The organism is Agromyces sp. NPDC058110 (assembly GCF_042884735.1).
Lineage (GTDB): Bacteria > Actinomycetota > Actinomycetes > Actinomycetales > Microbacteriaceae > Agromyces.
Genome location: NZ_JBHVTI010000008.1, coordinates 46,070 through 67,903, shown reverse-complemented (window position 1 = coordinate 67,903; position 21,834 = coordinate 46,070). Strand labels below are relative to the sequence as shown.

The window sequence follows — 21,834 nt, the reverse complement described above, 5'->3', positions numbered from 1 at the left end:
GAGGGCATGGCCGACGCCTCCTCGTTCTATGTCACCACGCCCATCTTCTACGTCAACGACGTGCCCCACATCGGGCACGCGTACACCGAGGTCGCTGCCGACGTGCTCGCACGCTGGCACCGCCAGGCCGGCGAGCGCACGTGGTCGCTCACGGGCACCGACGAGCACGGCCAGAAGATCCTGCGCACGGCGACCGCGAACGGCGTGACCCCCAAGGAGTGGGCCGACAAGCTCGTCGCCGAGGCGTGGAAGCCGCTGCTCGAGACCGTCGACATCGCCAACGACGACTTCATCCGCACGACCGACGCGCGCCACGAGGAGAACGTCCAGAAGTTCCTCCAGCACCTCTTCGACGAGGGGCACATCTACACGGGCGAGTACGAGGGCTACTACTGCGTCGGCTGCGAGGAGTACAAGACCGAGTCGCAGCTCGTGCCGGGCACCGGCGAGTACGAGGGCCAGCTCGTGTGCGAGATCCACTCGAAGCCGGTCGAGCTGCTGCACGAGAAGAACTACTTCTTCCGCATGTCGGCGTTCGCCGACCGGCTGCTCGCGCTCTACGAGGAGCAGCCCGACTTCGTGCAGCCCGAGTCGGCGCGCAACGAGGTCGTCTCGTTCGTGAAGCAGGGCCTCGACGACCTCTCGATCTCGCGCTCGACGTTCGACTGGGGCGTCAAGGTGCCGTGGGACGAGTCGCACGTCGTGTACGTGTGGTTCGACGCGCTGCTGAACTACATCACCGCTGCCGGCTACGGTCAGGACGACGAGGCCTTCGCGAGCCGTTGGCCCGCGCAGCACATCGTCGGAAAGGACATCCTGCGCTTCCACGCCGTCATCTGGCCCGCCATGCTCATGGCCGCGGGCCTCGAGGTGCCGCGCGGCGTCTTCGGCCACGGATGGCTGCTCGTCGGCGGCGAGAAGATGTCGAAGTCCAAGCTCACGGGCATCGCACCGTCGCAGATCACCGACGTCTTCGGCTCCGACGCGTTCCGCTACTACTTCCTGCGCGCCATCTCGTTCGGCCAAGACGGCTCGTTCTCGTGGGAGGACCTGGCGGCGCGCTACCAGGCCGAGCTCGCGAACGGCTTCGGCAACCTCGCGTCGCGCGTGGTCGCCATGATCACGCGGTACTTCGACGGCGCGGTGCCGAGCGTGGTCGAGTCGGCCACGACTGACGCCGACCGCGAGATCGTCGCGATCGAGCAGCGGGCGACCCTGGCGGCGTGGGCGGCCATCGATCGCATCGCCATCCACGAGTCGATCTCGGCGACGTGGGAGCTCGTCGACGCGCTGAACGGCTACATCACGTCCGAGGAGCCGTGGGCGCTCGCGAAGGACCCCGCGAACCGCGAACGCCTCGAGACCGTGCTGGCCACGGCCTACCACGGCCTCGGCACGCTCGCCGTGCTGCTCTCGCCCGTGCTGCCGAAGGCCGCAGCGAAGCTCTGGACCGCGCTCGGCGCCGAGGGCACCGTGCAGGGCCAGCGCATCGATCGCGCGAACGAGTGGACGCCCGGCGCACGGGTCGCACCGCTCGAGGCGCTCTTCCCGCGCGTCGAGACGGCCGAGTGATCCGGTCGGGCGAGCGATCCGTGCCGCGAGCCGTGCCGGCGATCGCGGGGGTCGCGGGGGTCGCGTCGTGAGCGCCGATCACCTGCGCACGCGCTCCGACGGCGGTCGTCCGGTCGAGTACCCGCCGCTGCCCGAAGGCCTCGCGGTCGGCGTCTACGACAACCACACGCACCTCGAGATCGCCGACGGCGCGCTGCCGCTCAGCGTGCACGAGCACCTCGAGCGCGCGGCATCCGTCGGCGTCATCGGCGCGGTGCAGGTGGGCACGGATGTCGCGACGAGCCGCCGGTCGGCCGAGGCCGCCGCACGCGAGCCGCGGCTGCTCGCCGCGGTCGCCCTGCACCCGAACGAGGCGCCCGAACTCGAGGCGGCCGGAGCGCTCGACGACGCCCTCGCGGTGATCGACGAGCTCGCCGCGCAGCCGCGCGTGCGCGCCGTCGGCGAGACCGGGCTCGACTGGTACCGCACGGGCGAAGACGGACGGCCCGCGCAGTTCCGCGCCTTCGAGGCGCACATCGACATCGCCAAGCGGCACGACGTGGCCATGCAGATCCACGACCGCGACGCGCACGACGACGTGGTGGCGACGCTGCGACGCGTCGGCGCACCCGAGCGCACGGTGTTCCACTGCTTCTCGGGGGGCGACGAGCTGGCGAGGCTCGCGGCATCCGAAGGCTGGTACCTGTCGTTCGCCGGCAACGTCACGTTCAAGAACGCCGAGAACCTGCGCGACGCGCTGCGGGTGGCGCCGCGCGACCGCATCCTCGTCGAGACCGACGCCCCGTACCTCACGCCCGCTCCGCTCAGGGGGCGCCCGAACGCGCCCTACCTCGTGCCGCACACGGTGCGGTTCATGGCGGAGGTGCTCGGCGCCGATCTCGACGAGCTGTGCGCCGATCTCGCGTCGAACACGCGCCGCGTGTACGGCTCGTGGGAGGATGAGGCCCGTGCGGGGGAGTGAACGGCGACGGGGCGGCAGCGCGGTGCCCGTGAGGTGCGGCGCGTGAACGCGCATCGGCACGAGGCCGAGGGCGCGCCCGCGATCGCGCGACTGCTCGGCCCCGCCGAGATCCGCGACCTCGCCGAGCTGCTCGACGTGACGCCCACGAAGAAGCTCGGCCAGAACTTCGTGCACGACGGCAACACCGTGCGCCGCATCGTGCAGGTCGCCGGCGTGCAGTCCGGCGAGACCGTGCTCGAGATCGGCCCCGGCCTCGGGTCGCTCACGCTCGGCCTGCTCGAGGCGGGCGCCGACGTCATCGCCGTCGAGATCGACAAGCGCCTCGCCGCGCAGCTGCCGCACACCGCGAGCGTCATGCAGCCCGGCACGAGCCTCACGGTCGTGACCGAAGACGCGCTGCGCGTCACCGAGCTTCCGGGCGAGCCGGTGCGACTCGTCGCGAACCTGCCGTACAACGTCTCGGTGCCGGTGCTGCTGCACCTGCTCGAGCACTTCGACTCCCTCCGATCCGGCATCGTCATGGTGCAGGCCGAGGTCGGCCATCGCCTCGCGGCCGAGCCGGGCTCGAAGGTCTACGGCGCACCGAGCCTCAAGGCCGCCTGGTACGGCGAGTGGCGCACGGCCGGACAGGTCTCGCGCATGGTGTTCTGGCCAGTGCCGAACGTCGACTCGGTGCTCGTCGGCTTCGAGCGCGGTACCGAGCCCGGCACGGTCGACGAACGCCGCGCGACCTTCGCGCTCGTCGACGCCGCCTTCCAGCAGCGCCGCAAGATGCTGCGCCAATCGCTCTCCGGCGTGCTCGGCGGGTCGGCCGCGGCCGCGAGCGAGGTGCTCGAACGCGCCGGCGTCGCACCCGAGGCGCGCGGCGAGCAGCTCGTGATCGGGGACTTCCTGCGCATCGCCCGCGCCGCCGGGGGAGCATGACCCCGTGACGATCGCCTGGACCGAAGACGCCGTGCACGTGCGTGCGCCCGGCAAGATCAACGTCTTCATGCGCGTCGGCGAGGTGCAGCCCGACGGCTACCACGACGTCGCCACCGCCTATCAGGCGGTGTCGCTCTACGAAGACGTGCGGGCGTGGCCCGACGACGAGTTCAGCGTCGCGTTCAGCGGCAGCATCGACACCTCCGGCCTCGTCACCGACGGGTCGAACCTCGCGATCCGCGCCGCGAAGCTGCTCGCGCGCGCGACCGGTGTCGCGGGGGGCGTGCGACTCGAGATCGAGAAGCACGTGCCCATCGCTGGCGGCATGGGCGGTGGATCGGCCGATGCCGCGGCCACCCTCGTGGCCTGCGACGCGCTCTGGGGTACGGCGATGCCGAGGGACGAGCTGCTCGCGCTCGCGGCGCAGCTCGGCGCCGACGTGCCGTTCTCACTCACGGGCGGCACGGCCATCGGCACGGGCCGCGGCGACCGGCTGAGCCCCGCGCTGGCCACGGGATCGTTCCACTGGGTGCTCGCCGTCGCCGAGTTCGGGCTCTCGACCCCTGGCGTCTACCGCGAGCTCGACCGCATCCGCGACGAGGACGGCCGCAACGTGCCCGGCTCGCCGGTCGTCGACGCCGAGGTGCTGCAGGCGCTCAGGGCCGGCGATCCCGTGCTGCTGGCGCAGTCGATGCACAACGATCTCCAGGAGGCCGCGGTGCGGCTCGCGCCCGGCCTCGGCGGGATCCTCGACCTCGGCGAGTCCCACGGCGCCCTCGCCGGACTCGTCTCGGGTTCGGGGCCGACGATCGCGTTCCTCACGGCCGACGCCGATGCGGCCCTCGAGCTGCAGGTCGCGCTCTCGGCCGCCAGGCTGCAGGCCATCCACGTGCACGGCGCCGTCCACGGCGCCCGCGTGCTGCCGAACTGATCGGCGGCGCGTTCCCCGCCCGGCCGACGGGCTGACGGCCAGGCGGGCGTGCCGCACGTTCAGGCGCGGCGGCTAGGCTCGACGGGACATGGCACATCTCCTCGGCGCCGAGCGCCTGCACCTCGAATTCCCGACGCGCACCGTCTTCGACGAGGTCACCCTCGGCATCGACGAGGGCGACCGCATCGGCGTCGTCGGCCGCAACGGCGACGGCAAGTCCACGCTGCTGAAGCTCCTGGCCGGCCGCATCGAACCCGACGGCGGACGCGTGACGATGCGCCGCGGCATCCGCATCGGCATGCTCGACCAGGCCGACGTCGTCGATCCCGGACTCACGGTGGCCGAGGCCGTCGTCGGCGGCATCGACGAGCACGTGTGGGCGGGCGACGCGAAGGTGCGAGACGTGATCGGCGGGCTGCTCGCCGACGTGCCGTGGCAGGCGCAGGTCTCGAGCCTCTCGGGCGGCCAGCGCCGTCGTGTCGGGCTCGCGGCGCTGCTCGTGGGCGACTGGGACGTCGTGTTCCTCGACGAGCCGACGAACCACCTCGACGTCGAGGGCATCGCCTGGCTGGCGGGGCACCTCAAGCAGCGCTGGGCTTCGAGTCAGGGCGCGCTCGTGGTCGTCACGCACGACCGCTGGTTCCTCGACGAGGTCTGCACCGACACGTGGGAGGTGCACGACGGCATCGTCGAGCCGTTCGAGGGCGGCTACGCGGCGTACATCCTGCAGCGCGTCGAGCGCGACCGCATGGCGGCGGCCTCCGAGGCGAAGCGCCAGAACCTCATGCGCAAGGAGCTCGCGTGGCTGCGCCGCGGCGCGCCCGCGCGCACGTCGAAGCCGAAGTTCCGCATCGACGCGGCGAACGAGCTCATCGAGAACGAGCCGCCCGTGCGCAACCCGATCGAGCTGAACCGGCTCGCGGTCACGCGCCTCGGCAAGGACGTGGTCGACCTCATCGACGTGTCGGTCGAGTATCCGGTGACGGATGCCGCGGGCGCGGCGTCCGGCGGATCGGGCACGAAGACCGTGCTGCGCGACGTCGAGTGGCGCATCGCGCCCGGCGAGCGCACGGGCATCCTCGGGGTGAACGGCGCGGGCAAGTCGACGCTCCTCGGGCTCGTGACCGGTGCCGTGAAGCCCACCTCCGGCACGGTGAAGCGCGGCACGACCGTGCGCATCGCGACCCTCAGCCAGGAGCTCTCGGAGCTCACGGAGTGGGCCGACCAGCGCGTCTCCGCGGTGGTCGCCGAGCAGAAGACGAGTTACGAGGTCGGCGGCAAGGAGCTCTCGCCCGGGCAGCTGCTCGAGCGCCTCGGGTTCACGAACGCGCAGCTGTCGACGCCCGTGAAGAACCTCTCGGGCGGGCAGAAGCGGCGCCTGCAGCTGCTGCTGATCCTGCTCCAGGAGCCGAACGTGCTCATCCTCGACGAGCCGACGAACGACCTCGACACCGACATGCTCGCCGCGATCGAGGACCTGCTCGACACCTGGCCGGGCACGCTCCTCGTCGTGAGCCACGACCGGTACCTCATCGAGCGCGTCACCGACCGGCAGTTCGCGATTCTCGACGGCCACCTTCGCGACCTTCCCCGCGGCGTCGACCAGTACCTCGAGCTGCGCAGGGCGACGGATGCCGCGTGCCAGGCGGGTGCGACGGCGACCGCGTCGGGCGGGGCGGGCCCCTCCGGCGCATCGGCGCCGGCCGCTGCGCCCTCGCCCGCGACCACGGCGGCGAAGCCGGCGGCATCCGCACTCTCCGGCGCCGACCGCCGCGCCGCCGAGAAGGAGCTCTCGTCGATCGACCGCAAGCTCGAGAAGCTCCAGGCCGAGATCGCGGCCGCGCACGAGAAGCTCGCCCGCCACGACCAGAGCGACTACGTCGGCCTGGGCGCACTCGGCGACGAACTGCGGGCGCTCGAGGCATCCGTCGTCGACCTCGAGACCCGCTGGCTCGAAGTTTCTGAGATTCTCGAGGGTTGAGCCCGAAGGATCTGTGACGTTCTGCGTCGCACAGGTGTCTTGAGCAAAGAATCTTCACCTAACGTTGAAGTGCGCCCGCGTTCGCGGCATCGAAGCCCCCACTGTGAACCCACCGTGGCGGAGCCATGCCCGCTCCACAGCCATCAGCATCCGAACGCGCGCGCCGATGTGAAAGGAACTCCCATGGCACTCCGCCGCACCAAGCTCATCGCCGCACTCGCGGCCGTCCCCCTCGTGCTCGGCCTCGCGTCGTGCGCGTCCGCCGGCGCAGCCGACAGCGCTGACGAGGTCATCAAGATCGGCGTCGTCGGCAAGGGCGACGCGCAGTGGGCCCCGTTCGAGGCCGCGGCCGAGAAGGCCGGCATCGACATCGAACTCGTCGACTTCGCGGAGTACACGCAGCCGAACCCCGCGACCACCGAGGGCGAGATCGACCTCAGCCAGTTCCAGCACATCGTCTACCTCGCCGACTACAACGTCTCGGCGGACGAGGACCTCGTGCCCATCGGCTCGACCGCGATCTACCCGCTCGGCCTGTACTCGACCAAGGTCGACGACGTCGCCGACATCAAGAAGGGCGACACCGTCGCCATCCCGAACGACCCGTCGAACCAGGCCCGCGCGCTCCTCGTGCTCCAGTCCGCCGGTCTCGTCGAGCTGAAGAGCGGCGGCACGATCTTCTCCGACCTGGCAGACGTCGACGAGGCGGAGTCGAAGGTCAAGGTCACGGCGCTCGAAGCGTCGCTCACCCCGACCTCGCTGCCCGACGTCGCGGCCGCCGTCATCAACAACGACTTCGTCGCCGACGCCGGCCTCACGTTCGACGACGCGATCGCGAAGGACGACCCCACCGACCCGAACGCGCTGCCCTACGTCAACATCTTCGCCACGCGCGCCGAAGACCAGGACAACGCGACCTACGCCAAGCTCGTCGAGATCTTCCAGACCGACCCCGACGTGCAGGCCGGCCTCCTCGAGTCGTCCGGTGACACCGCCGTGCCGCTGACGACCCCCGTCGCCGACCTCGAGGCCTCGCTCGCCAAGGTCGAGGCCGACACCAAGGCCGCGAAGGGCTGATCATCGACGTCCGCGACAGCGGATCGTCCGCGCGAGCGGGCGGCGGAACCCCACGAGGTGCCGTCGCCCGCTTCGCGCGTGCTGGAAGGAGCACCACCGCATGGCACTCGTGAGCCTCACCGACGTCACGAAGACCTACGCGCCCGCAGATCGCGCGGGCCGACCCGTCGTCGCCGTCGATGCCGTCACCCTCGACATCGAACCCGGCGACGTCTACGGCATCATCGGCTACTCGGGCGCCGGCAAGTCCACGCTCGTGCGCCTCATCAACGCGCTCGAACCCGCGACGAGCGGCAGCATCGCGTTCGACGGCCGCGAGCTCACGACCATGCCCGAACGCGAGCTCCGCGGCATCCGCCTCGGCATCGGCATGATCTTCCAGCAGTTCAACCTGTTCGACGCGAAGACCGTGTGGAAGAACATCGCCTACCCGCTCACCGTGGCCGGCTGGTCGAAGTCCGAGATCGCGGCACGCGTCGACGAACTGCTCGAGTTCGTCGGACTCGCCGACAAGGCGAGGAGCTACCCCGACCAGCTCTCGGGCGGCCAGAAGCAGCGCGTCGGCATCGCACGTGCGCTCGCGACGAGCCCGCGCCTGCTGCTCGCCGACGAGGCGACGAGCGCGCTCGATCCCGAGACGACGCAGGAGGTGCTCGCGCTCCTCAAGCGCGTGAACCGCGAGTTCGGCGTCACCATCGTGGTCATCACGCACGAGATGGACGTGATCCAGTCGATCGCGACGAAGGTCGCGGTCATGGACGCCGGGCGGGTCATCGAGAACGGCGACGTCTTCGAGGTCTTCTCCGACCCGAAGAACCCGTCGTCGCAGCGGTTCGTCTCGACCGTGGTCAAGGGCGTGCCCTCGCCCGCCGAACTCGCCGTGCTGCGCGAACGCCATTCGGGCCGCATCGTCACCCTCTCGTTCCGCGACGGCGACGCTTCGCAGGCGTCGGTGTTCCTCGACCTGGCCGCAGCCGGGCTCGAGTTCGAGCTCGTCTACGGCGGCATCAACGACATCCAGGGCCGCGCGTTCGGTCACCTCACGCTCGCGATCCGAGGTGAGGATGCCGCGATCGACGCGGCGCTCGCGAAGATCGGCGCCCGCGTCGACGTGACGGAGGTGGCGTGATGGATCGCCTGTTCGAACTGGGTTCGGAATTCTGGGTCGCCGCCGGCGAGACCCTCTACATGGTGGCCTTCACCCTGCTCATCGGCGGGTTCATCGGCCTGATCCTCGGCATCGTGCTCTACGCCACGCGCCCCGGCGGGCTCCTGGCCAACCGCGTGGTGTTCACGATCCTGAACGTCGTCATCAACTTCTTCCGGCCGATCCCGTTCATCATCTTCATCGCGGCGGCTCAACCGCTCGCCAGGCTGGTGGTCGGCACGGGCATCGGCAACGACGCGCTCATCTTCACGCTCTCGATCGCCTCGTCGTTCGCGATCTCGCGCATCGTCGAGCAGAACCTCGTGACCGTCTCACCCGGGGTCATCGAGGCCGCGAAGGCCATGGGCGCCGGTCCGATCCGCATCCTCCGCACGGTCGTGATCCCCGAGGCGCTCGGTCCGCTCGTGCTCGGGTACACCTTCGTCATCGTCGCGATCGTCGACATGACGGCGGTCGCGGGGTACATCGGCGGCGGCGGGCTCGGCACGTTCGCGCTCGTCTACGGGTATCGGCAGTTCGAGCCCGCGGTCACGTGGGCCGCCGTGCTGCTCATCATCGTGTTCGTGCAGGTCGCGCAGTTCTTCGGCAACTGGCTGGCCCGCAAGATCATGCGGCGCTAGATCGGCGACGACGCACGAGCGGGGCGGATGCCGCGGGCGGCCGCCCGTGACATCCGCCTCGCCCCGCCTCAGCTGCCGACCGACGACAGCTCGTTCGGCACGTGGGGGACCTCGGCGGTCGCCGTGACCGTTCCGGTCGACAGGTCGACGACGTGGATCGACGAGGCGGCCGGATCGGTCACGTAGGCGCGGTCGCCGTGCACCTCGATCGCGGGGCGCGGCTGCTGCCACTCGGCCGGTTCGGTCCAGGCGTCGACCACCTCGATGCGCTCGACGCTCTCGCCCGTGGCCGGGTCGAGCACGTGGATCGCGCCGTCGGTGCCGAGCACGAGCGCCTCGCCTTCGGGGCCGCGGGCCAGCGAGCGGAAGCTGTAGCTCGTGCCGAGGTCGACCAGCCGGATCGTCGCGGACCCGGTGTCGATGAGGCTCACGCGCGTCGGGCGCTCGAGGTCGGCGTCAGGGTCGACCTTGTAGTCGCCGAGCACGATGCGCGACTCGGCGCTGCCCGCCTGGTTGCCGATCCGGCCGTAGGGGTCGGCGGCCTGCGCCTTGGTGAACGCCGCGCCGTTCCAGACGATCGCGCCGTCCTCGCACCCGAGCACGACGGCGCCCGCAGCGGCGACCGCGGCTCCGTGGACCCCGGGGCAGGCGTCGGTGCGGGCGAGCTCGGCCCCCTCCGCGTCGAGCGCTGCGGCACCGGTGCGGGTCGTCTCGTCGCCGATCGTCGTGAGCAGGCCACCGCCCTCGAGCGGGACGACCACGCCGTGGTGGGCCGCCGTGCTCGCGTGCACGTCGGGGTCGACGTCGGACAGGTCGCGGGCGTTGCGCAGGTCGTCGCGCCCGTAGAGCTGCATCTCGCCCGTGCCGTCGGCGAAGAGGGCGGTCACGTCGGCGTTCGTCATGACGTGCCCGGGGTGCGACGCAGGGAAGGCGAGCTCGGTGAGTTCCGGTGCCACGGCGAAGTAGTGGTCGTGGTCGCCGTGGGCCTCGACGCGGACGCCGGTGTCGAGCACGCGGAACGCGTCGTCGGTCGAGACGAGCACGCGCCGGCCGTCGCCGGCCGGATGCACTCGCAGGAAGCCGTCGAGCGGCAGGTCGTCGACGACCTCGAGCGAGGCGCCGTCGAGCACGAGCACGCCGCCGTCGTACGTCGCGACGATGCGGGTCGTGGCGACCTCGGCCTCGGCGGCGTCGGGCGGCGATGAGTCGGATGCCGCATCCGGGCCTCCGGACGCTCCGGGGGAGGCACAGGCGGCGAGCACGGCGGCGGTGGCGAGGGCGGGTGCGATGGACAGGAGGCGGCGTCGGAGCGGCCTTCGTGCGGTGATCATGCGGCGACGCTATCGTTAATGAAAATCATTATCAATTCCGAATCGGCAGGCAGAGTCGGCAGGCAGGCAGAACGGATGCGCGGACGTCGCAAGCGGCCGCCCGCGGCATCCGTCCGCCGTCGTCGGCCGTCGCAGCTCGCGCGGTGGTCGGTCGCTCAGTCGAAGCCGAGGCTCAGCTTGCGCAGCAGGCCGGCGAGCCGCTTCTGCTCGCCGGCGGGGAGGCTCGAGAGCAGCTCCGCCTCGGCGTCGACGAGTCGCGTGATCGCCGCGTCGACGCGCGCGAGTCCGGCCGGGCTCATCTCGACGAGGATCCCTCGGCCGTCGTTCGGATCGGTCTGCCGGCTCACGAGGCCGCGCTCGGCCAGTCGGTCGATGCGGTTCGTCATGGTGCCGCTCGAGACGAGCGTCTGCTGCAGCAACTGCTTGGGGGAGAGGCGGAACGGCGCGCCGGCGCGACGCAGTGCCGAGAGCACGTCGAACTCGCTCGCCTCGAGCTCCGACCGGGCGAACGCCTGGCGCCTGGCGCGGTCGAGGTGCTTCGAGAGTCGGGCCACGCGCGAGAGCACCTGCAGCGGTGCGAAGTCGAGGTCGGGGCGTTCGCGCTCCCAGTCCTCGACGATGCGATCGACCTCGTCGGCATGCGTCATCCGACCAGTATCCCGCGGCCCGGCCGGGTGCGCGCGCCGCACGGCGGACCTCGGCGTCGACGCATCGAACACCGCGGTGCGTCTGGCAGACTGGAGGCCGCTCGTGCGCGCGTCGCCCGGGTGGTCCGCCATAGTGTAACGGCAGCACGACAGCCTTTGGAGCTGTTCGGTCCAGGTTCGAATCCTGGTGGCGGAGCATGGATCAGAACCTCGCCATCATCGTGCTCGCCGCAGGCCAGGGCACGCGCATGAAGTCCGCCACGCCCAAGCTGCTGCACCCGCTCGCGGGCGCGCCGGTCGTCGGACACGTGCTCGCCACCGCGCGCGCGCTCGACGCCGCGCACGTGATCGCGGTCGTGCGGCACGAGCGCGACCGCGTCGCCGCCGCCGTCGAGGCCGAACTGCCCGGCGTGCGCATCGTCGATCAGGACGAGATGCCGGGCACCGGCCGCGCGGTCGAGCAGGCGCTCGAAGCGCTCCCCGCCGACTTCGACGGCGAGGTGCTCGTGCTGAACGGCGACGTGCCGCTGCTGAACGCCGACACGCTCGCCGGATTCCTCGGGCTGCACCGCGAGCGTGCCGCCGCGGCATCCGTCATGTCGGCGCTCTACGACGACCCGACCGGGTACGGCCGCATCGTGCGCGACACCGCGGGCCAGTTCGACCGCATCGTCGAGCAGAAGGACGCGAACGAGGCCGAGCGCGGCATCGGCGAGATCAACGCCGGCATCTACGCGTTCGGCGCCGCGGCGCTGCGCGACCAGCTCGCGAACCTCACGACCGACAACGCGCAGGGCGAGAAGTACCTCACCGACGTCATCCAGCTGCTGCGCACCGCGGGCTCCGAGGTCGAGGCCGTGCCCGTCTCCGAGCCGTGGCTCGTGGCCGGCATCAACGACCGCGCCCAGCTCTCCGAGACCGCCGCCCGCCTGAACGCGCTCATCATCCGAGGCTGGCAGCTGAACGGCGTCACGATCGAGGACCCGACCACCACGTGGATCGATCTCACCGTGCGCATCGCGCAGGACGTCACGATCCGCCCCGGCACGCAGCTCAAGGGCGCGACCGTCATCGAGACGGGCGCCGTGGTCGGCCCCGGCACGACGCTCACCGACTGCGAGGTCGGCGAGAACGCCGACGTGCGCCGCACCGACGCCACGCTCGCCGTCATCGGCGCCGGCGCGACGGTCGGCCCGTTCTCGTTCCTCCGCCCGGGCACCGTGCTCGGCGCCGACGGCAAGATCGGCGCGTTCGTCGAGACGAAGAACGCGCAGATCGGCACGGGCAGCAAGGTGCCGCACCTGTCGTACGTGGGCGACGCGACCATCGGGCAGGGCGTGAACTTCGGCGCGGGCACCATCACCGCCAACTACGACGACGTGCACAAGCACCGCACCGAGGTCGGCGACCACGTGCACACGAGCTCTCACACCGTGCTCGTCGCGCCGGTTAGGCTTGGGGCGGGCGCGAAGACCGGGGCCGGCGCGATCGTCCGCAAGGACGTGCCGGCCGGAGCACTGGCCCTCAGCGTTGCGCCACAACGCAACATCGAGGGTTGGGTCGAGCAGCATCGACCGGGAACGGCGGCCGCCCGCGCGGCCGCAGACGCCGTGTCCGACGAACCAGGCGAGTGAGCAGAAGGCGAACAATGGGCCGCAAGAAGAAGGTCGTCGACCTCGACCTCGAGAACAACATCGCACCCGGCCTCGAGGCGAAGACGAAGAAGCGTCTCGTCGTCGTGTCGGGCCGGAGCGATCCCGACCTCTCCGCGCGCGTCGCGGCCGTGCTCGGCACCGAGCTCGCGCCGACCGAGCACCGCACGTTCGCGAGCGGCGAGATCTACACGCGGTTCGAGGTCTCGGTGCGCGGCTGCGACGTCTTCGTCGTGCAGTCGTTCGGCCCGCCGGTCAACGAGTGGCTCATGGAGCTGCTGATCATGCTCGACGCGCTGAAGCGCGCCTCGGCCAAGCGCATCACCGTCGTCGCACCGTACTTCCCGTACTCGCGGCAGGACAAGAAGGGCCGCGGACGCGAGCCGATCTCCGCGCGGCTCGTCGCCGACCTGCTGAAGACCGCCGGAGCCGACCGCATCATGAGCGTCGACCTCCACGCCGCCCAGATCCAGGGCTTCTTCGACGGCCCCGTCGACCACCTGTTCGCCAAGCCGGTGCTGCTGCGGCACTTCGAGGAGACGCTCTCGCCCGACGACCGCGCGAAGCTCACCGTGGTCTCGCCCGACATGGGCCGCGTCCGCGTCGCCGACACGTGGGCCGACGACCTCGGTGCGCCCCTCGCGATCATCCACAAGCGCCGCGACCCGAAGGTCGCCAACCAGGTCACCGTGCACGAGATCGTCGGCAACGTCGACGGTCGCGTGTGCCTGCTCGTCGACGACATGATCGACACCGGCGGCACGATCGTGAAGGCGGCCCAGGCGCTCAAGGCGAACGGCGCCGACAAGGTCATCGTCGCAGCCACGCACGCGATCTTCAGCGCCCCCGCCTCCGAGCGCCTGCAGGACTCCTCGATCGACCAGGTCGTCGTGACCGACTCCGTGCCGCTCACGGGCGAGAAGCGGTGGCCGGAGCTCACCGTGCTCTCGATCGCGCCGCTGCTCGGTCGCGCGATCCGCGAGGTCTTCGAAGACGGCTCGGTCACGAGCATGTTCAACGGCGAGGCGTAGCACCCGATGAGCATCACCACCCCCCGGCCCTGGCTCGCGAGCTACGCCGACGGCGTTCCGCAGGAGCTCGAGCTGCCAGAGGGCTCGCTCTACGACCTGCTCGCGACCTCGGTCGCCGAGCACCCGTCGAGCATCGCGCTCGAGTTCTTCGGCCGTGAGACGAGCTACGCCGACCTCGGCGAGCAGGTCGAGCGCGCCGCGGAGGGCCTGCGTCTGCTCGGCGTGCAGAAGGGCGACACGGTCGCCATCGTGCTGCCGAACTGCCCGCAGCACATCGTCGCGTTCTACGCGGTGCTGCGTCTCGGCGCCATCGTCATCGAGCACAACCCGCTCTACACCCCGCGCGAGCTGCGCCATCAGTTCGAAGACCACGGCGCCCGCTTCGCGATCGCCTGGGACAACGTGGTCGACACGATCCGCGAGTTCCCCGACGACGTCGGCGTGAAGCACATCGTCTCGGTCGACGTGACGCGCGCGATGCCGTTCCTGACCCGGTTCGCGCTCAAGCTGCCGATCGCCAAGGCCCGCGAATCGCGCGCCGCCCTCACCTCCGGCGTCAAGGGCACGTCGACCTGGGAGGAGCTCCGCGTCGCCGAGCGCGTGCAGCCGCGCGTCGTCGCGCCCGAGGCATCCGATGTCGCCCTCATCCAGTACACGAGCGGCACGACCGGCTCGCCCAAGGGTGCGACGCTGACCCACCTGAACCTGCTCGCGAACGCGGCGCAGTCGCGTGCCTGGGTGCCGACGATCGAGCGCGGCAACTGCGTCGTCTACGCCGTGCTGCCGATGTTCCACGCCTACGGGCTGACGCTCTGCCTGACGTTCGCGATGAGCATGGGCGCGCGCCTCGTGCTGTTCCCGAAGTTCGACCCCGACCTCGTGCTGCCCGTCATCAAGAAGCGGCCGCCGACGTTCCTGCCGGCCGTGCCGCCGATCTACGACCGGCTGACCAAGGCCGCGGCCGCCAAGGGCGTCTCGCTCGAGGGCATCCAGATCGCGATCTCGGGCGCCATGGCGCTCACGCCGGCCGTCGTCGAGCCGTGGGAGGCCGCGACCGGCGGCATGCTCGTCGAGGGCTACGGCCTCTCGGAGTGCTCGCCGGTGATCTCGGCGAACCCGGTGGCGTCCAACCGCCGCGCCGGCACAATCGGACTGCCGCTGCCCTCGACCGAGTGCCGCGTCGTCGACCCCGAGAACCCGACGCAAGACGTCCCCGCCGATGGCGAGGGCGAACTCGTCGTTCGCGGACCGCAGGTCTTCCAGGGGTACTGGAAGAAGCCGGTCGAGACCGAGGCCGTGTTCGTCGCCGACCCCGACGGCGGTGCGCCCTGGTTCCGCACGGGCGACATCGTCACGATCGACGACGCGGGCTTCGTGCGCGTCGTCGACCGCATCAAGGAGCTCATCATCACGGGCGGCTTCAACGTCGCACCCACCGAGGTCGAAGAGGCCCTGCGCACCTACCCCGGCATCGAAGACGTGGCGGTCGTGGGCCTGCCCGACGAGCACTCGGGCGAGCAGGTCGTCGCCGCGGTCGTGCTCGCCGAGGGCCAGCGCCTCGACGAGGCGGCGATCCGCGAGTTCGCCCGCGAGCGCCTCACGCCGTACAAGGTGCCCAAGCGCGTCGTCGAGATCGACGAGCTGCCGCGCTCCCTCATCGGCAAGGTCATCCGCCGTCAGGTGCGCGAGCAGCTCCTCAAGGGCTGAACGGACCCCGGTATGCCCTCGTTCCTGTCGTCGGATGCCGCGGCCGCCCTCTCGGCGCTCGCGGCACTCGATGCCGGTACGGGGTCGGCCTCACCGCTCGACCGGCTGCGGGGCATCCGTGCACTCGTCGCGGCGCTCGAGGCCGATCCCGCATCGCTCGAGGCCGCCCGCGAGGCGGTCGCGGCGGGCGCCGGCTGGGATGATGTGGCCGAGGCCGCCGGACTCAGCCCGTCGGCGGCCAAGTACCGCTGGGCGGGCGACGACGACGCCATCGCCGAGCGGCAGGAGGCGAGCCGGCGCCGCAAGCGCGAACGCCCGTCGAGCGTGCCCACCGACCTGCCTGGCGAGAGCGTCTCCGAGGCGGCCAAGCGCCTCGGCGTGACGCCGAACGCGATCTACCAGCGCGTGAACCGCGGGCTCGTCGAGGCGCGCACGGTCACGCTGCCCGACGGGCGGTCGTACAAGCGGGTGTTCTTCGACGACGACACGGGCGCGGCGACGGAGTGACGCGAACGCCCGATCGCACGACGCGCCGCGGCGGAATGCATCAGGTGTTCGTGCCGACCCCGTAGCGCGGTGCGGCCGGGAACAGCCCGAAGTTCGCCAGATGCCGGTGGTCGCCGTTCTCGGTGACCACGTAGCACTGCCAGCCGGGACCGCCGGCCGCGAACAGCTCGAACGGCACGTCGGTCGAGACCTCGCCGCGCGCGGTGCCGGTCGCGGCGGCGGCGAACGTGGCGCACGACGACCGGGCGGTCGAGTTCGCGACCGAGAACGTCGAGAGCACGATCGGCAGCACCATGCCGGCCAGGGCGACGAGCACCGCGATCCGGATCGCGCGCTGGCGCCCGGGGCGCCTCGGCCGGTCGACGGGTTCGTATCCGGCGAGTTCGGGGTGTTCGTCGGTCATCGGGTTGCCTCGATCGTGATGGAGATGATGCCCACGACGGCCGCGAGCAGGACGGTTGCGGTGACGCCCAGCATGACCGCAGGAGAGGGGGGCACGACCTCGCGGCGGGCGTCGAGTTGCCGACGGCGCACGGCGCCGTGCGCGATCGCGACGGCCGCGAGCACGAACAGCACGACGCCCGCCGCCGAGAGCGCGGGCTGGTCCGAGCTCAGGCCGTCGCGGAGCGCCAGCACCGCGTTCACCGCGATGGCGAGTCCGGTGCGGCTCCAGGCGAGCGCGGTTCGCTCGGGCTGGAGGCCGGGGTCGCGGGGGAGGCCCGCGTGCGTTTCGACGGTCATGCGCGGCTCATCGGGAGACCAGGATCAGAACGGCGATCACGGCTGCCGCGAGCAGCGCCACGGCGGAGAGGAGTGGGATCACGAGGCTGTGCGGGAGCGGCCGGCCGGTGCGCATCGCGACCTCGTTCGACCGCCACCGCACGTACGAGAGCCCGCCGAGCAGCGCTGCGACGATCGCGAGTCCGATCGCGAGGATCAGCACGACCACTCGCGGCCCGATCTGCTGGGCGAACTCGAAGAGCAGCACGCCGCCGGCGAGCAGGGCGAGCGCGGTGCGGATCCAGGCGAGGAACGTGCGTTCGTTCGCGAGCGTGAAGCGGTAGTCGGGGTCTTCGCCCTGTTCCTGCCACTTCGGCCTGCGCATCTGCCCTCATTCGTCGTCGTCGGACCGGGTCGGGGTGGCGTCGCGCCCCGGAAACGGCCTCGGCCCCGGGCGTGAGCCCGGGGCCAAGGTTACCCGCGAGTCGGGATCAGTGCGTCGACGGCGTCGTGGCGATCTCGGTGCGGTCGCCCGACCAGAGGGTGTGGAACACGCCCTCCTTGTCGATGCGCTTGTAGGTGTGCGCGCCGAAGAAGTCGCGCTGGCCCTGCACGAGCGCGGCGGGGAGCCGGTCGGCGCGCAGGCCGTCGTAGTAGGCGAGCGACGAGCCGAACGCGGGCGCCGGGATGCCGGTCTCGACCGAGCGCACGACGACGCGGCGCCATGCGGTCTGGGCGCGCGTGAACGCCTCGGCGAAGTAGGGCGCGGACAGGAGCAGCTCGAGGTCGGGCGTCTCGTCGTAGGCGTCGGCGATGCGGTTCAGGAACTGCGCGCGGATGATGCATCCGCCCCGCCAGATCTTCGACACGGCGCCGAGGTCGATGTTCCAGTCGTACTCCTTGGCGCCGGCGCGGATCGCGTCGAAGCCCTGCGAGTAGGCGACGATCTTCGACGCGTAGAGCGCGAGGCGCACGTCTTCGATGAACGCATCGACCTGGTCGGCCGGGATGCGGTCGGCCTCGTCGGGGCCGGCGAGGCCCTTCGCGACGGCGCGCTGCTCGGGGTGCGACGACAGGCCGCGGGCGAAGACCGCCTCGGCGATGTTCGACACGGGCGTGCCGAGCGAGAGCGCGGTCTGCACGGTCCAGACGCCGGTGCCCTTGGAGCCCGCCTCGTCGAGGATGACGTCGACGAGCGGCTCGCCGGTCTCGGCGTCGACCTGCTTCAGCACCTCGGCGGTGATCTCGATGAGGTAGGACTCGAGCTCGCCGCGGTTCCACTCGGCGAAGACCTCGGCGATCTCGGCGGGGGACTTGCCCGTGCCGCGGCGGATGAGGTCGTAGGCCTCGGCGATGAGCTGCATGTCGGCGTACTCGATGCCGTTGTGGATCATCTTGACGAAGTGGCCGGCGCCGTCGTGGCCGATGTGCGTGACGCAGGGCTCGCCCTCGGCGACCGCGGCGATCGACTTGAGGATCGGGCCGAGCGTGACCCACGACTCGTCGGAGCCGCCGGGCATGATCGAGGGGCCGTTGAGCGCGCCCTCCTCGCCGCCCGAGATGCCCGCGCCGACGAAGTTGATGCCGGTCTCGCGCACGGCCTTCTCGCGGCGGATGGTGTCGGTGAACAGCGCGTTGCCGCCGTCGACGATGATGTCGCCCGGCTCGAAGCGGCTCGCGAGCTCCGAGATCACGGCGTCGGTGCCCTTGCCGGCCTGCACCATGATGATCGCGGTGCGGGGCTTGGCGAGCGAGGCGACGAACTCGTCGTAGGTCTCGGCGCCGACGAAGCCGGCCTCGGGGTGCTCTTCGAGCAGCGTCGCGGTGCGCTCGTAGGAGCGGTTGAACACGGCGACCGTGTTGCCCTCGCGGCTCGCGAGATTGCGGGCGAGGTTCGAACCCATGACGGCGAGTCCCACGACTCCGATGTTGGCTACGGCTTCAGGCACGAACACACTCCTCGTGAAGTTTGCTGGGGATGACTCAAGCGTACTGTGAGCGGGCCTCACCGTTGCGCGCTGTTGCTGAGAGGTCACGACGACCGCTCGGCCACGAATCGGCGGGCGACCGAGATGTCGCGCCCGCCGAGCCCGCGCGCGACGAGTTCGTCGAACGCGGCGCGCAGCGTCGGCAGCAGCACCGGGTCGGTTCCGGTGGCGGCCGCGGCCTCGGCGGCGAACCGCAGGTCCTTGACCATGTACTCGGCGATGCCCGAGGGCGAGTCGTCGCCGGAGACGAGCTTGGCCTTGCGGCTCGCGAGCAGGTTCGAGCCGGCGTACCCGCCGGACAGCAGCCCGAAGAGCGCCTCGAGGTCGAGACCCGATCGTTCGGCGACCACCGCGGCCTCGCCGAGCGCCAGGATCGTGGCCGACACGATCAGCTGGTTGCACGCCTTGGCGACCTCGCCGGCGCCGAGCGGCCCGAGGTGCACGGGCGTGCCGCACGGTGCGAGCAGGGCGGCAGCGCGACGGGCGTCGGCCTCGGTCCCGCCGAGCATGATCGAGAGGGTCCCGGCCCTCGCGCCGTCTTCCCCGCCCGACACGGGGCAGTCCACGACGTGGATGCGGCCGTCGGATGCCGCGGCCAGCCGTTCGGCGAGGGCGCGCACCTCGGGCGCCGACGAGGTGGAGCCGATCATGAGCAGCGAGTCCGCGTCGCGCTCGAGGAGGCCCGCGAGGAGGCCGTCGGGCCCGTCGAGCACCTGCTCGAGCTGCGGCAGGTCGGGCAGCATCGCGAGCACGGCGTCGGCGCGGCGGCCGAGTTCGCGCGGGGTCTCGGCCCAGGCGGCGCCGCGTGCGACGAACTCGGGCTGCGGCCGTCGGGCGTTGACGATCACGGGGGCACCGGAGTCGATGAGGCGTTCGGCCATGCGGCCGCCCATCGAGCCGAGCCCGATGATGCCCACGGTGGGCGCGGCGACGGGAGGATGCGTGGCGGATGCGGGATGTTCGGCGTTGGACATGCCGACATCCTACCCGCAAGACAACCAGTCGTACATGGTTCAACTGACTGAACATCGGGTATGCTGGACCCCAGACCGCGCCGGAGGGGCCTGCATGGCCCGCCGCAACGAAGGGGAAGACCGGATGCCCGACACGAACAACCGCCTGCGCGCCGTGGTGGCGGTGCCGCTGCCGGAGCAGCTCTGCCGCCTCGTCGAGGACCTCGAACCGAGGCTCGAGCTCGTGCGCGATCACGCGCTCGTGCGTCCGATGCGCGGTCCGGCCGACTGGTCGGGCGACCCTGCGCACGTGCGCACGCCGGCCGAGCAGACCGAGTTCGACGCGATGGTCGACTCGGCCGACGTGCTGTTCGGCATCCCCGACGTCGAGCCGGCCGCCCTCGCGCGCACGGCCCGCGCCAATCCCGGGCTCCGGTGGGTCATGACGACCGCGGCCGGCGGGGGCAGCCAGGTCAAGGCGGCCGGCCTCGACCGCGAACAGCTCGACCGCATCGCGTTCACCACGAGCGCCGGGGTGCACGGCGGCCCGCTCGCCGAGTTCGCCGTGTTCGGCGTGCTGGCGGGGGCCAAGCATCTGCCGAGGCTGCTCGACGACCAGCGCGCCAAGGTCTGGCCCGAGCGCTGGGAGATGCGCCAGCTCGACGAGATGACGGTCCTGGTGGTGGGCCTCGGCGGCATCGGCGCCGAGTGCGCCCGCCGGTTCAGTGCGCTCGGCGCGCGCATCTGGGGCACCACGCGCAGCGGCGCGCCGGTCGAGGGCGTCGACCGGCTCGTGCCGATCGAGGAGCTCGAGGCCGCGGTGGGCCTGGTCGACGCGATCGTGACGACGCTGCCCGGAACGGAGGCGACTCACCACCTCGTGGGCGAGCGGATCCTCCGCGCCGTGCGGCCGGGCGTGATCGTCGCGAACGTCGGGCGCGGTACGGTGATCGACGAGGCGGCGCTCATCACGGCGCTCGACGACGGGCGGGTCGGCTTCGCCGCGCTCGACGTCTTCGAGTCCGAGCCGCTGTCGGTGGAGTCGCCGTTGTGGTCGCACCCCTCCGTGCTCGTGAGTCCGCACACCGCGGCGCTCTCGCGCAAGGAGGAGGAGCGCATCGCCCGGCGGTTCGCCGACGACGCCTCCCGGTTCCTCGACGGGCTGCCGATGCGCAGCGTGGTGGACACGGTCGAGTTCTACTGATCCCGCGCTCGCCGCGGACGGAGGGGATGGCATGTCCGAGGAAGCCGACGCCAAGGCCGACCGCCAGGGCCGCGACCCGGCCCCCGCCGTCACGCGCAGCATGGCGATCCTCGGGCTGCTCGCCGAGTCGCCCGGGCCGCTGACCCTCACCGAGATCGCCGGCGGGCTGGGGCTCGCCAAGTCGTCGACCATGAACCTCTGCCTCGCGCTCGAGGCCGCCTCGATGGTGCAGCGCGTGCCGCTGGGCTACCAGCTCGGCCGCCGCACGATCGAGCTGGGCGGGGCGTACGCGGCCCAGTTCAGCCAGGTGCGCGAGTTCTACACGGTCTGCGAGACCTCGCCCGTGCTCGTGCACGAGGTCGTGCAGGTGGCGATGCTCGACGACACCGAGGCGCTCTACCTCGCCAGGCACGAGGGCTCGCGCAGCGTCAGGTTCGGCACGCCGCTCGGCTCGCGCCTGCCCGCGGCCCTGAGCGCGACGGGCAACGCGCTGCTGATGCCGATGAGCGATGCGGATGTCGCGACGCTCCTCGAGGCCACGGCGCCGTTCCCCCGGCTCACCGACCGCAGCATCCGCGACATCCCCGACCTGCTCGTGAAGCTCGCCGCCGCGCGCGATCGCGGCTGGGCCCTCGACGACGGGGAGTCCTTCCCCGGCATCGTGGGCGTCGCCGTGCCGCTCGAGGGATGGGCGCCGAGCGACCCGAGCCTCGCGCTCGGCGTCGCGCTCCCGGTGGCCGAGGCGACGCCCGGCCGGGTCGCGTCGGTGGCCGCCGCGCTCGTCGACGCCGCGGCGCGCCTGACGAACCCGCTGAGCGGCGCTCGAACCCGCTGAGCGGCGCTCGAACCCGCTGAGCGGC

Annotated in this window: 21 protein-coding genes and 1 tRNA gene; 15 read left to right on the top strand and 7 right to left on the bottom strand. The window is 71.5% G+C overall.

Annotated features, from left to right (window positions below; genetic code table 11):
- Positions 1–6: 6 nt before the first annotated feature.
- The 8 genes from metG to ACFVS8_RS18515 all read left to right on the top strand — a co-directional run bounded on the left by metG (position 7) and on the right by ACFVS8_RS18515 (position 9,234).
- Positions 7–1,572, top strand: coding sequence for a methionine--tRNA ligase (metG, locus tag ACFVS8_RS18550; RefSeq protein WP_387065741.1), 1,566 nt, complete (start codon positions 7–9; stop codon positions 1,570–1,572).
- A 67-nt stretch (positions 1,573–1,639) separates the two neighbouring features.
- Complete coding sequence (locus ACFVS8_RS18545; protein ID WP_387065738.1) at positions 1,640–2,533, top strand: TatD family hydrolase; 894 nt, start codon at positions 1,640–1,642, stop codon at positions 2,531–2,533.
- Positions 2,534–2,614: 81 nt separating this feature from the next.
- Positions 2,615–3,457, top strand: coding sequence for a 16S rRNA (adenine(1518)-N(6)/adenine(1519)-N(6))-dimethyltransferase RsmA (rsmA, locus tag ACFVS8_RS18540; protein ID WP_387066115.1), 843 nt, complete (start codon positions 2,615–2,617; stop codon positions 3,455–3,457).
- A 4-nt stretch (positions 3,458–3,461) separates the two neighbouring features.
- A complete protein-coding gene (locus ACFVS8_RS18535; RefSeq protein ID WP_387065736.1) occupies positions 3,462–4,388 on the top strand; it encodes a 4-(cytidine 5'-diphospho)-2-C-methyl-D-erythritol kinase in 927 nt (308 codons plus the stop codon).
- Positions 4,389–4,476: 88 nt separating this feature from the next.
- Entirely contained in the window at positions 4,477–6,369 is a 1,893-nt protein-coding gene (locus ACFVS8_RS18530; protein ID WP_387065734.1) for an ABC-F family ATP-binding cassette domain-containing protein, read from the top strand.
- A 183-nt stretch (positions 6,370–6,552) separates the two neighbouring features.
- Complete coding sequence (locus ACFVS8_RS18525; protein WP_387065731.1) at positions 6,553–7,446, top strand: MetQ/NlpA family ABC transporter substrate-binding protein; 894 nt, start codon at positions 6,553–6,555, stop codon at positions 7,444–7,446.
- 100 nt (positions 7,447–7,546) lie between these two features.
- Positions 7,547–8,575, top strand: coding sequence for a methionine ABC transporter ATP-binding protein (locus ACFVS8_RS18520; protein WP_387065728.1), 1,029 nt, complete (start codon positions 7,547–7,549; stop codon positions 8,573–8,575).
- Positions 8,575–9,234, top strand: a complete 660-nt coding sequence (locus ACFVS8_RS18515; protein ID WP_387065725.1) for a methionine ABC transporter permease — start codon at positions 8,575–8,577, stop codon at positions 9,232–9,234. Before ACFVS8_RS18520 ends, ACFVS8_RS18515 begins: the two co-directional genes overlap by 1 nt.
- A gap of 68 nt (positions 9,235–9,302) precedes the next feature.
- On the opposite strand, the gene aztD is transcribed toward ACFVS8_RS18515, so the two are convergent.
- A complete protein-coding gene (gene aztD / locus ACFVS8_RS18510) occupies positions 9,303–10,565 on the bottom strand; it encodes a zinc metallochaperone AztD (protein WP_387065722.1) in 1,263 nt (420 codons plus the stop codon).
- Between the two features lie 155 nt (positions 10,566–10,720).
- The gene (locus ACFVS8_RS18505) at positions 10,721–11,212 is read right to left on the bottom strand and encodes a MarR family winged helix-turn-helix transcriptional regulator (RefSeq protein WP_387065719.1); all 492 of its coding nucleotides are present in this window, start codon (positions 11,210–11,212) and stop codon (positions 10,721–10,723) included.
- Positions 11,213–11,336: 124 nt separating this feature from the next.
- Here ACFVS8_RS18505 and ACFVS8_RS18500 point away from each other — a divergent pair.
- From ACFVS8_RS18500 to ACFVS8_RS18480, 5 genes are all read left to right on the top strand, one after another.
- Positions 11,337–11,408 (top strand) — tRNA-Gln (locus ACFVS8_RS18500).
- A 1-nt stretch (position 11,409) separates the two neighbouring features.
- Positions 11,410–12,846: a bifunctional UDP-N-acetylglucosamine diphosphorylase/glucosamine-1-phosphate N-acetyltransferase GlmU gene (gene glmU, locus ACFVS8_RS18495; protein WP_387065716.1), complete on the top strand. Its 1,437-nt coding sequence runs from the start codon at positions 11,410–11,412 to the stop codon at positions 12,844–12,846.
- A 14-nt stretch (positions 12,847–12,860) separates the two neighbouring features.
- A complete protein-coding gene (locus ACFVS8_RS18490) occupies positions 12,861–13,895 on the top strand; it encodes a ribose-phosphate diphosphokinase (protein WP_387065713.1) in 1,035 nt (344 codons plus the stop codon).
- Between the two features lie 6 nt (positions 13,896–13,901).
- The gene (locus ACFVS8_RS18485; protein ID WP_387065710.1) at positions 13,902–15,602 is read left to right on the top strand and encodes a long-chain-fatty-acid--CoA ligase; all 1,701 of its coding nucleotides are present in this window, start codon (positions 13,902–13,904) and stop codon (positions 15,600–15,602) included.
- A gap of 12 nt (positions 15,603–15,614) precedes the next feature.
- Positions 15,615–16,109: a hypothetical protein gene (locus ACFVS8_RS18480; RefSeq protein WP_387065707.1), complete on the top strand. Its 495-nt coding sequence runs from the start codon at positions 15,615–15,617 to the stop codon at positions 16,107–16,109.
- A gap of 40 nt (positions 16,110–16,149) precedes the next feature.
- On the opposite strand, the gene ACFVS8_RS18475 is transcribed toward ACFVS8_RS18480, so the two are convergent.
- The 5 genes from ACFVS8_RS18475 to ACFVS8_RS18455 all read right to left on the bottom strand — a co-directional run bounded on the left by ACFVS8_RS18475 (position 16,150) and on the right by ACFVS8_RS18455 (position 19,791).
- Positions 16,150–16,512: a hypothetical protein gene (locus tag ACFVS8_RS18475; RefSeq protein ID WP_387065704.1), complete on the bottom strand. Its 363-nt coding sequence runs from the start codon at positions 16,510–16,512 to the stop codon at positions 16,150–16,152.
- The gene (locus ACFVS8_RS18470) at positions 16,509–16,850 is read right to left on the bottom strand and encodes a DUF202 domain-containing protein (RefSeq protein WP_387065702.1); all 342 of its coding nucleotides are present in this window, start codon (positions 16,848–16,850) and stop codon (positions 16,509–16,511) included. Before ACFVS8_RS18470 ends, ACFVS8_RS18475 begins: the two co-directional genes overlap by 4 nt.
- Positions 16,851–16,857: 7 nt before the next feature.
- Positions 16,858–17,214, bottom strand: a complete 357-nt coding sequence (locus tag ACFVS8_RS18465; protein WP_387065699.1) for a YidH family protein — start codon at positions 17,212–17,214, stop codon at positions 16,858–16,860.
- Between the two features lie 106 nt (positions 17,215–17,320).
- Positions 17,321–18,778, bottom strand: a complete 1,458-nt coding sequence (gene gndA / locus ACFVS8_RS18460) for an NADP-dependent phosphogluconate dehydrogenase (RefSeq protein ID WP_387065697.1) — start codon at positions 18,776–18,778, stop codon at positions 17,321–17,323.
- Between the two features lie 83 nt (positions 18,779–18,861).
- On the bottom strand, positions 18,862–19,791 hold the full coding sequence (locus ACFVS8_RS18455; protein ID WP_387065694.1) for an NAD(P)-dependent oxidoreductase: 930 nt from the start codon (positions 19,789–19,791) through the stop codon (positions 18,862–18,864).
- A gap of 124 nt (positions 19,792–19,915) precedes the next feature.
- Between ACFVS8_RS18455 and ACFVS8_RS18450 the strand changes: the two genes are divergently transcribed.
- Together ACFVS8_RS18450 and ACFVS8_RS18445 are read left to right on the top strand one after the other, a co-directional pair.
- Complete coding sequence (locus tag ACFVS8_RS18450; protein ID WP_387065692.1) at positions 19,916–20,974, top strand: D-2-hydroxyacid dehydrogenase; 1,059 nt, start codon at positions 19,916–19,918, stop codon at positions 20,972–20,974.
- 31 nt (positions 20,975–21,005) lie between these two features.
- Positions 21,006–21,809, top strand: coding sequence for an IclR family transcriptional regulator (locus tag ACFVS8_RS18445; protein WP_387065689.1), 804 nt, complete (start codon positions 21,006–21,008; stop codon positions 21,807–21,809).
- Positions 21,810–21,834: the final 25 nt, after the last annotated feature.

What these genes read in the sequence shown, in the direction of transcription:
- ACFVS8_RS18525 (WP_387065731.1), top strand. Translation starts at nt 6,553, where the DNA reads ATGGCACTCCGCCGCACCAAGCTCATCGCCGCACTCGCGGCCGTCCCC.
- aztD (WP_387065722.1), bottom strand. Translation starts at nt 10,565, where the DNA reads ATGATCACCGCACGAAGGCCGCTCCGACGCCGCCTCCTGTCCATCGCA.
- ACFVS8_RS18455 (WP_387065694.1), bottom strand. Translation starts at nt 19,791, where the DNA reads ATGTCCAACGCCGAACATCCCGCATCCGCCACGCATCCTCCCGTCGCC.
- ACFVS8_RS18515 (WP_387065725.1), top strand. Translation starts at nt 8,575, where the DNA reads ATGGATCGCCTGTTCGAACTGGGTTCGGAATTCTGGGTCGCCGCCGGC.
- ACFVS8_RS18485 (WP_387065710.1), top strand. Translation starts at nt 13,902, where the DNA reads ATGAGCATCACCACCCCCCGGCCCTGGCTCGCGAGCTACGCCGACGGC.
- ACFVS8_RS18475 (WP_387065704.1), bottom strand. Translation starts at nt 16,512, where the DNA reads ATGACCGACGAACACCCCGAACTCGCCGGATACGAACCCGTCGACCGG.
- glmU (WP_387065716.1), top strand. Translation starts at nt 11,410, where the DNA reads ATGGATCAGAACCTCGCCATCATCGTGCTCGCCGCAGGCCAGGGCACG.
- ACFVS8_RS18465 (WP_387065699.1), bottom strand. Translation starts at nt 17,214, where the DNA reads ATGCGCAGGCCGAAGTGGCAGGAACAGGGCGAAGACCCCGACTACCGC.
- ACFVS8_RS18505 (WP_387065719.1), bottom strand. Translation starts at nt 11,212, where the DNA reads ATGACGCATGCCGACGAGGTCGATCGCATCGTCGAGGACTGGGAGCGC.
- ACFVS8_RS18480 (WP_387065707.1), top strand. Translation starts at nt 15,615, where the DNA reads ATGCCCTCGTTCCTGTCGTCGGATGCCGCGGCCGCCCTCTCGGCGCTC.
- ACFVS8_RS18520 (WP_387065728.1), top strand. Translation starts at nt 7,547, where the DNA reads ATGGCACTCGTGAGCCTCACCGACGTCACGAAGACCTACGCGCCCGCA.
- metG (WP_387065741.1), top strand. Translation starts at nt 7, where the DNA reads ATGGCCGACGCCTCCTCGTTCTATGTCACCACGCCCATCTTCTACGTC.
- ACFVS8_RS18445 (WP_387065689.1), top strand. Translation starts at nt 21,006, where the DNA reads ATGTCCGAGGAAGCCGACGCCAAGGCCGACCGCCAGGGCCGCGACCCG.
- ACFVS8_RS18490 (WP_387065713.1), top strand. Translation starts at nt 12,861, where the DNA reads ATGGGCCGCAAGAAGAAGGTCGTCGACCTCGACCTCGAGAACAACATC.
- ACFVS8_RS18530 (WP_387065734.1), top strand. Translation starts at nt 4,477, where the DNA reads ATGGCACATCTCCTCGGCGCCGAGCGCCTGCACCTCGAATTCCCGACG.
- ACFVS8_RS18470 (WP_387065702.1), bottom strand. Translation starts at nt 16,850, where the DNA reads ATGACCGTCGAAACGCACGCGGGCCTCCCCCGCGACCCCGGCCTCCAG.
- ACFVS8_RS18450 (WP_387065692.1), top strand. Translation starts at nt 19,916, where the DNA reads ATGCCCGACACGAACAACCGCCTGCGCGCCGTGGTGGCGGTGCCGCTG.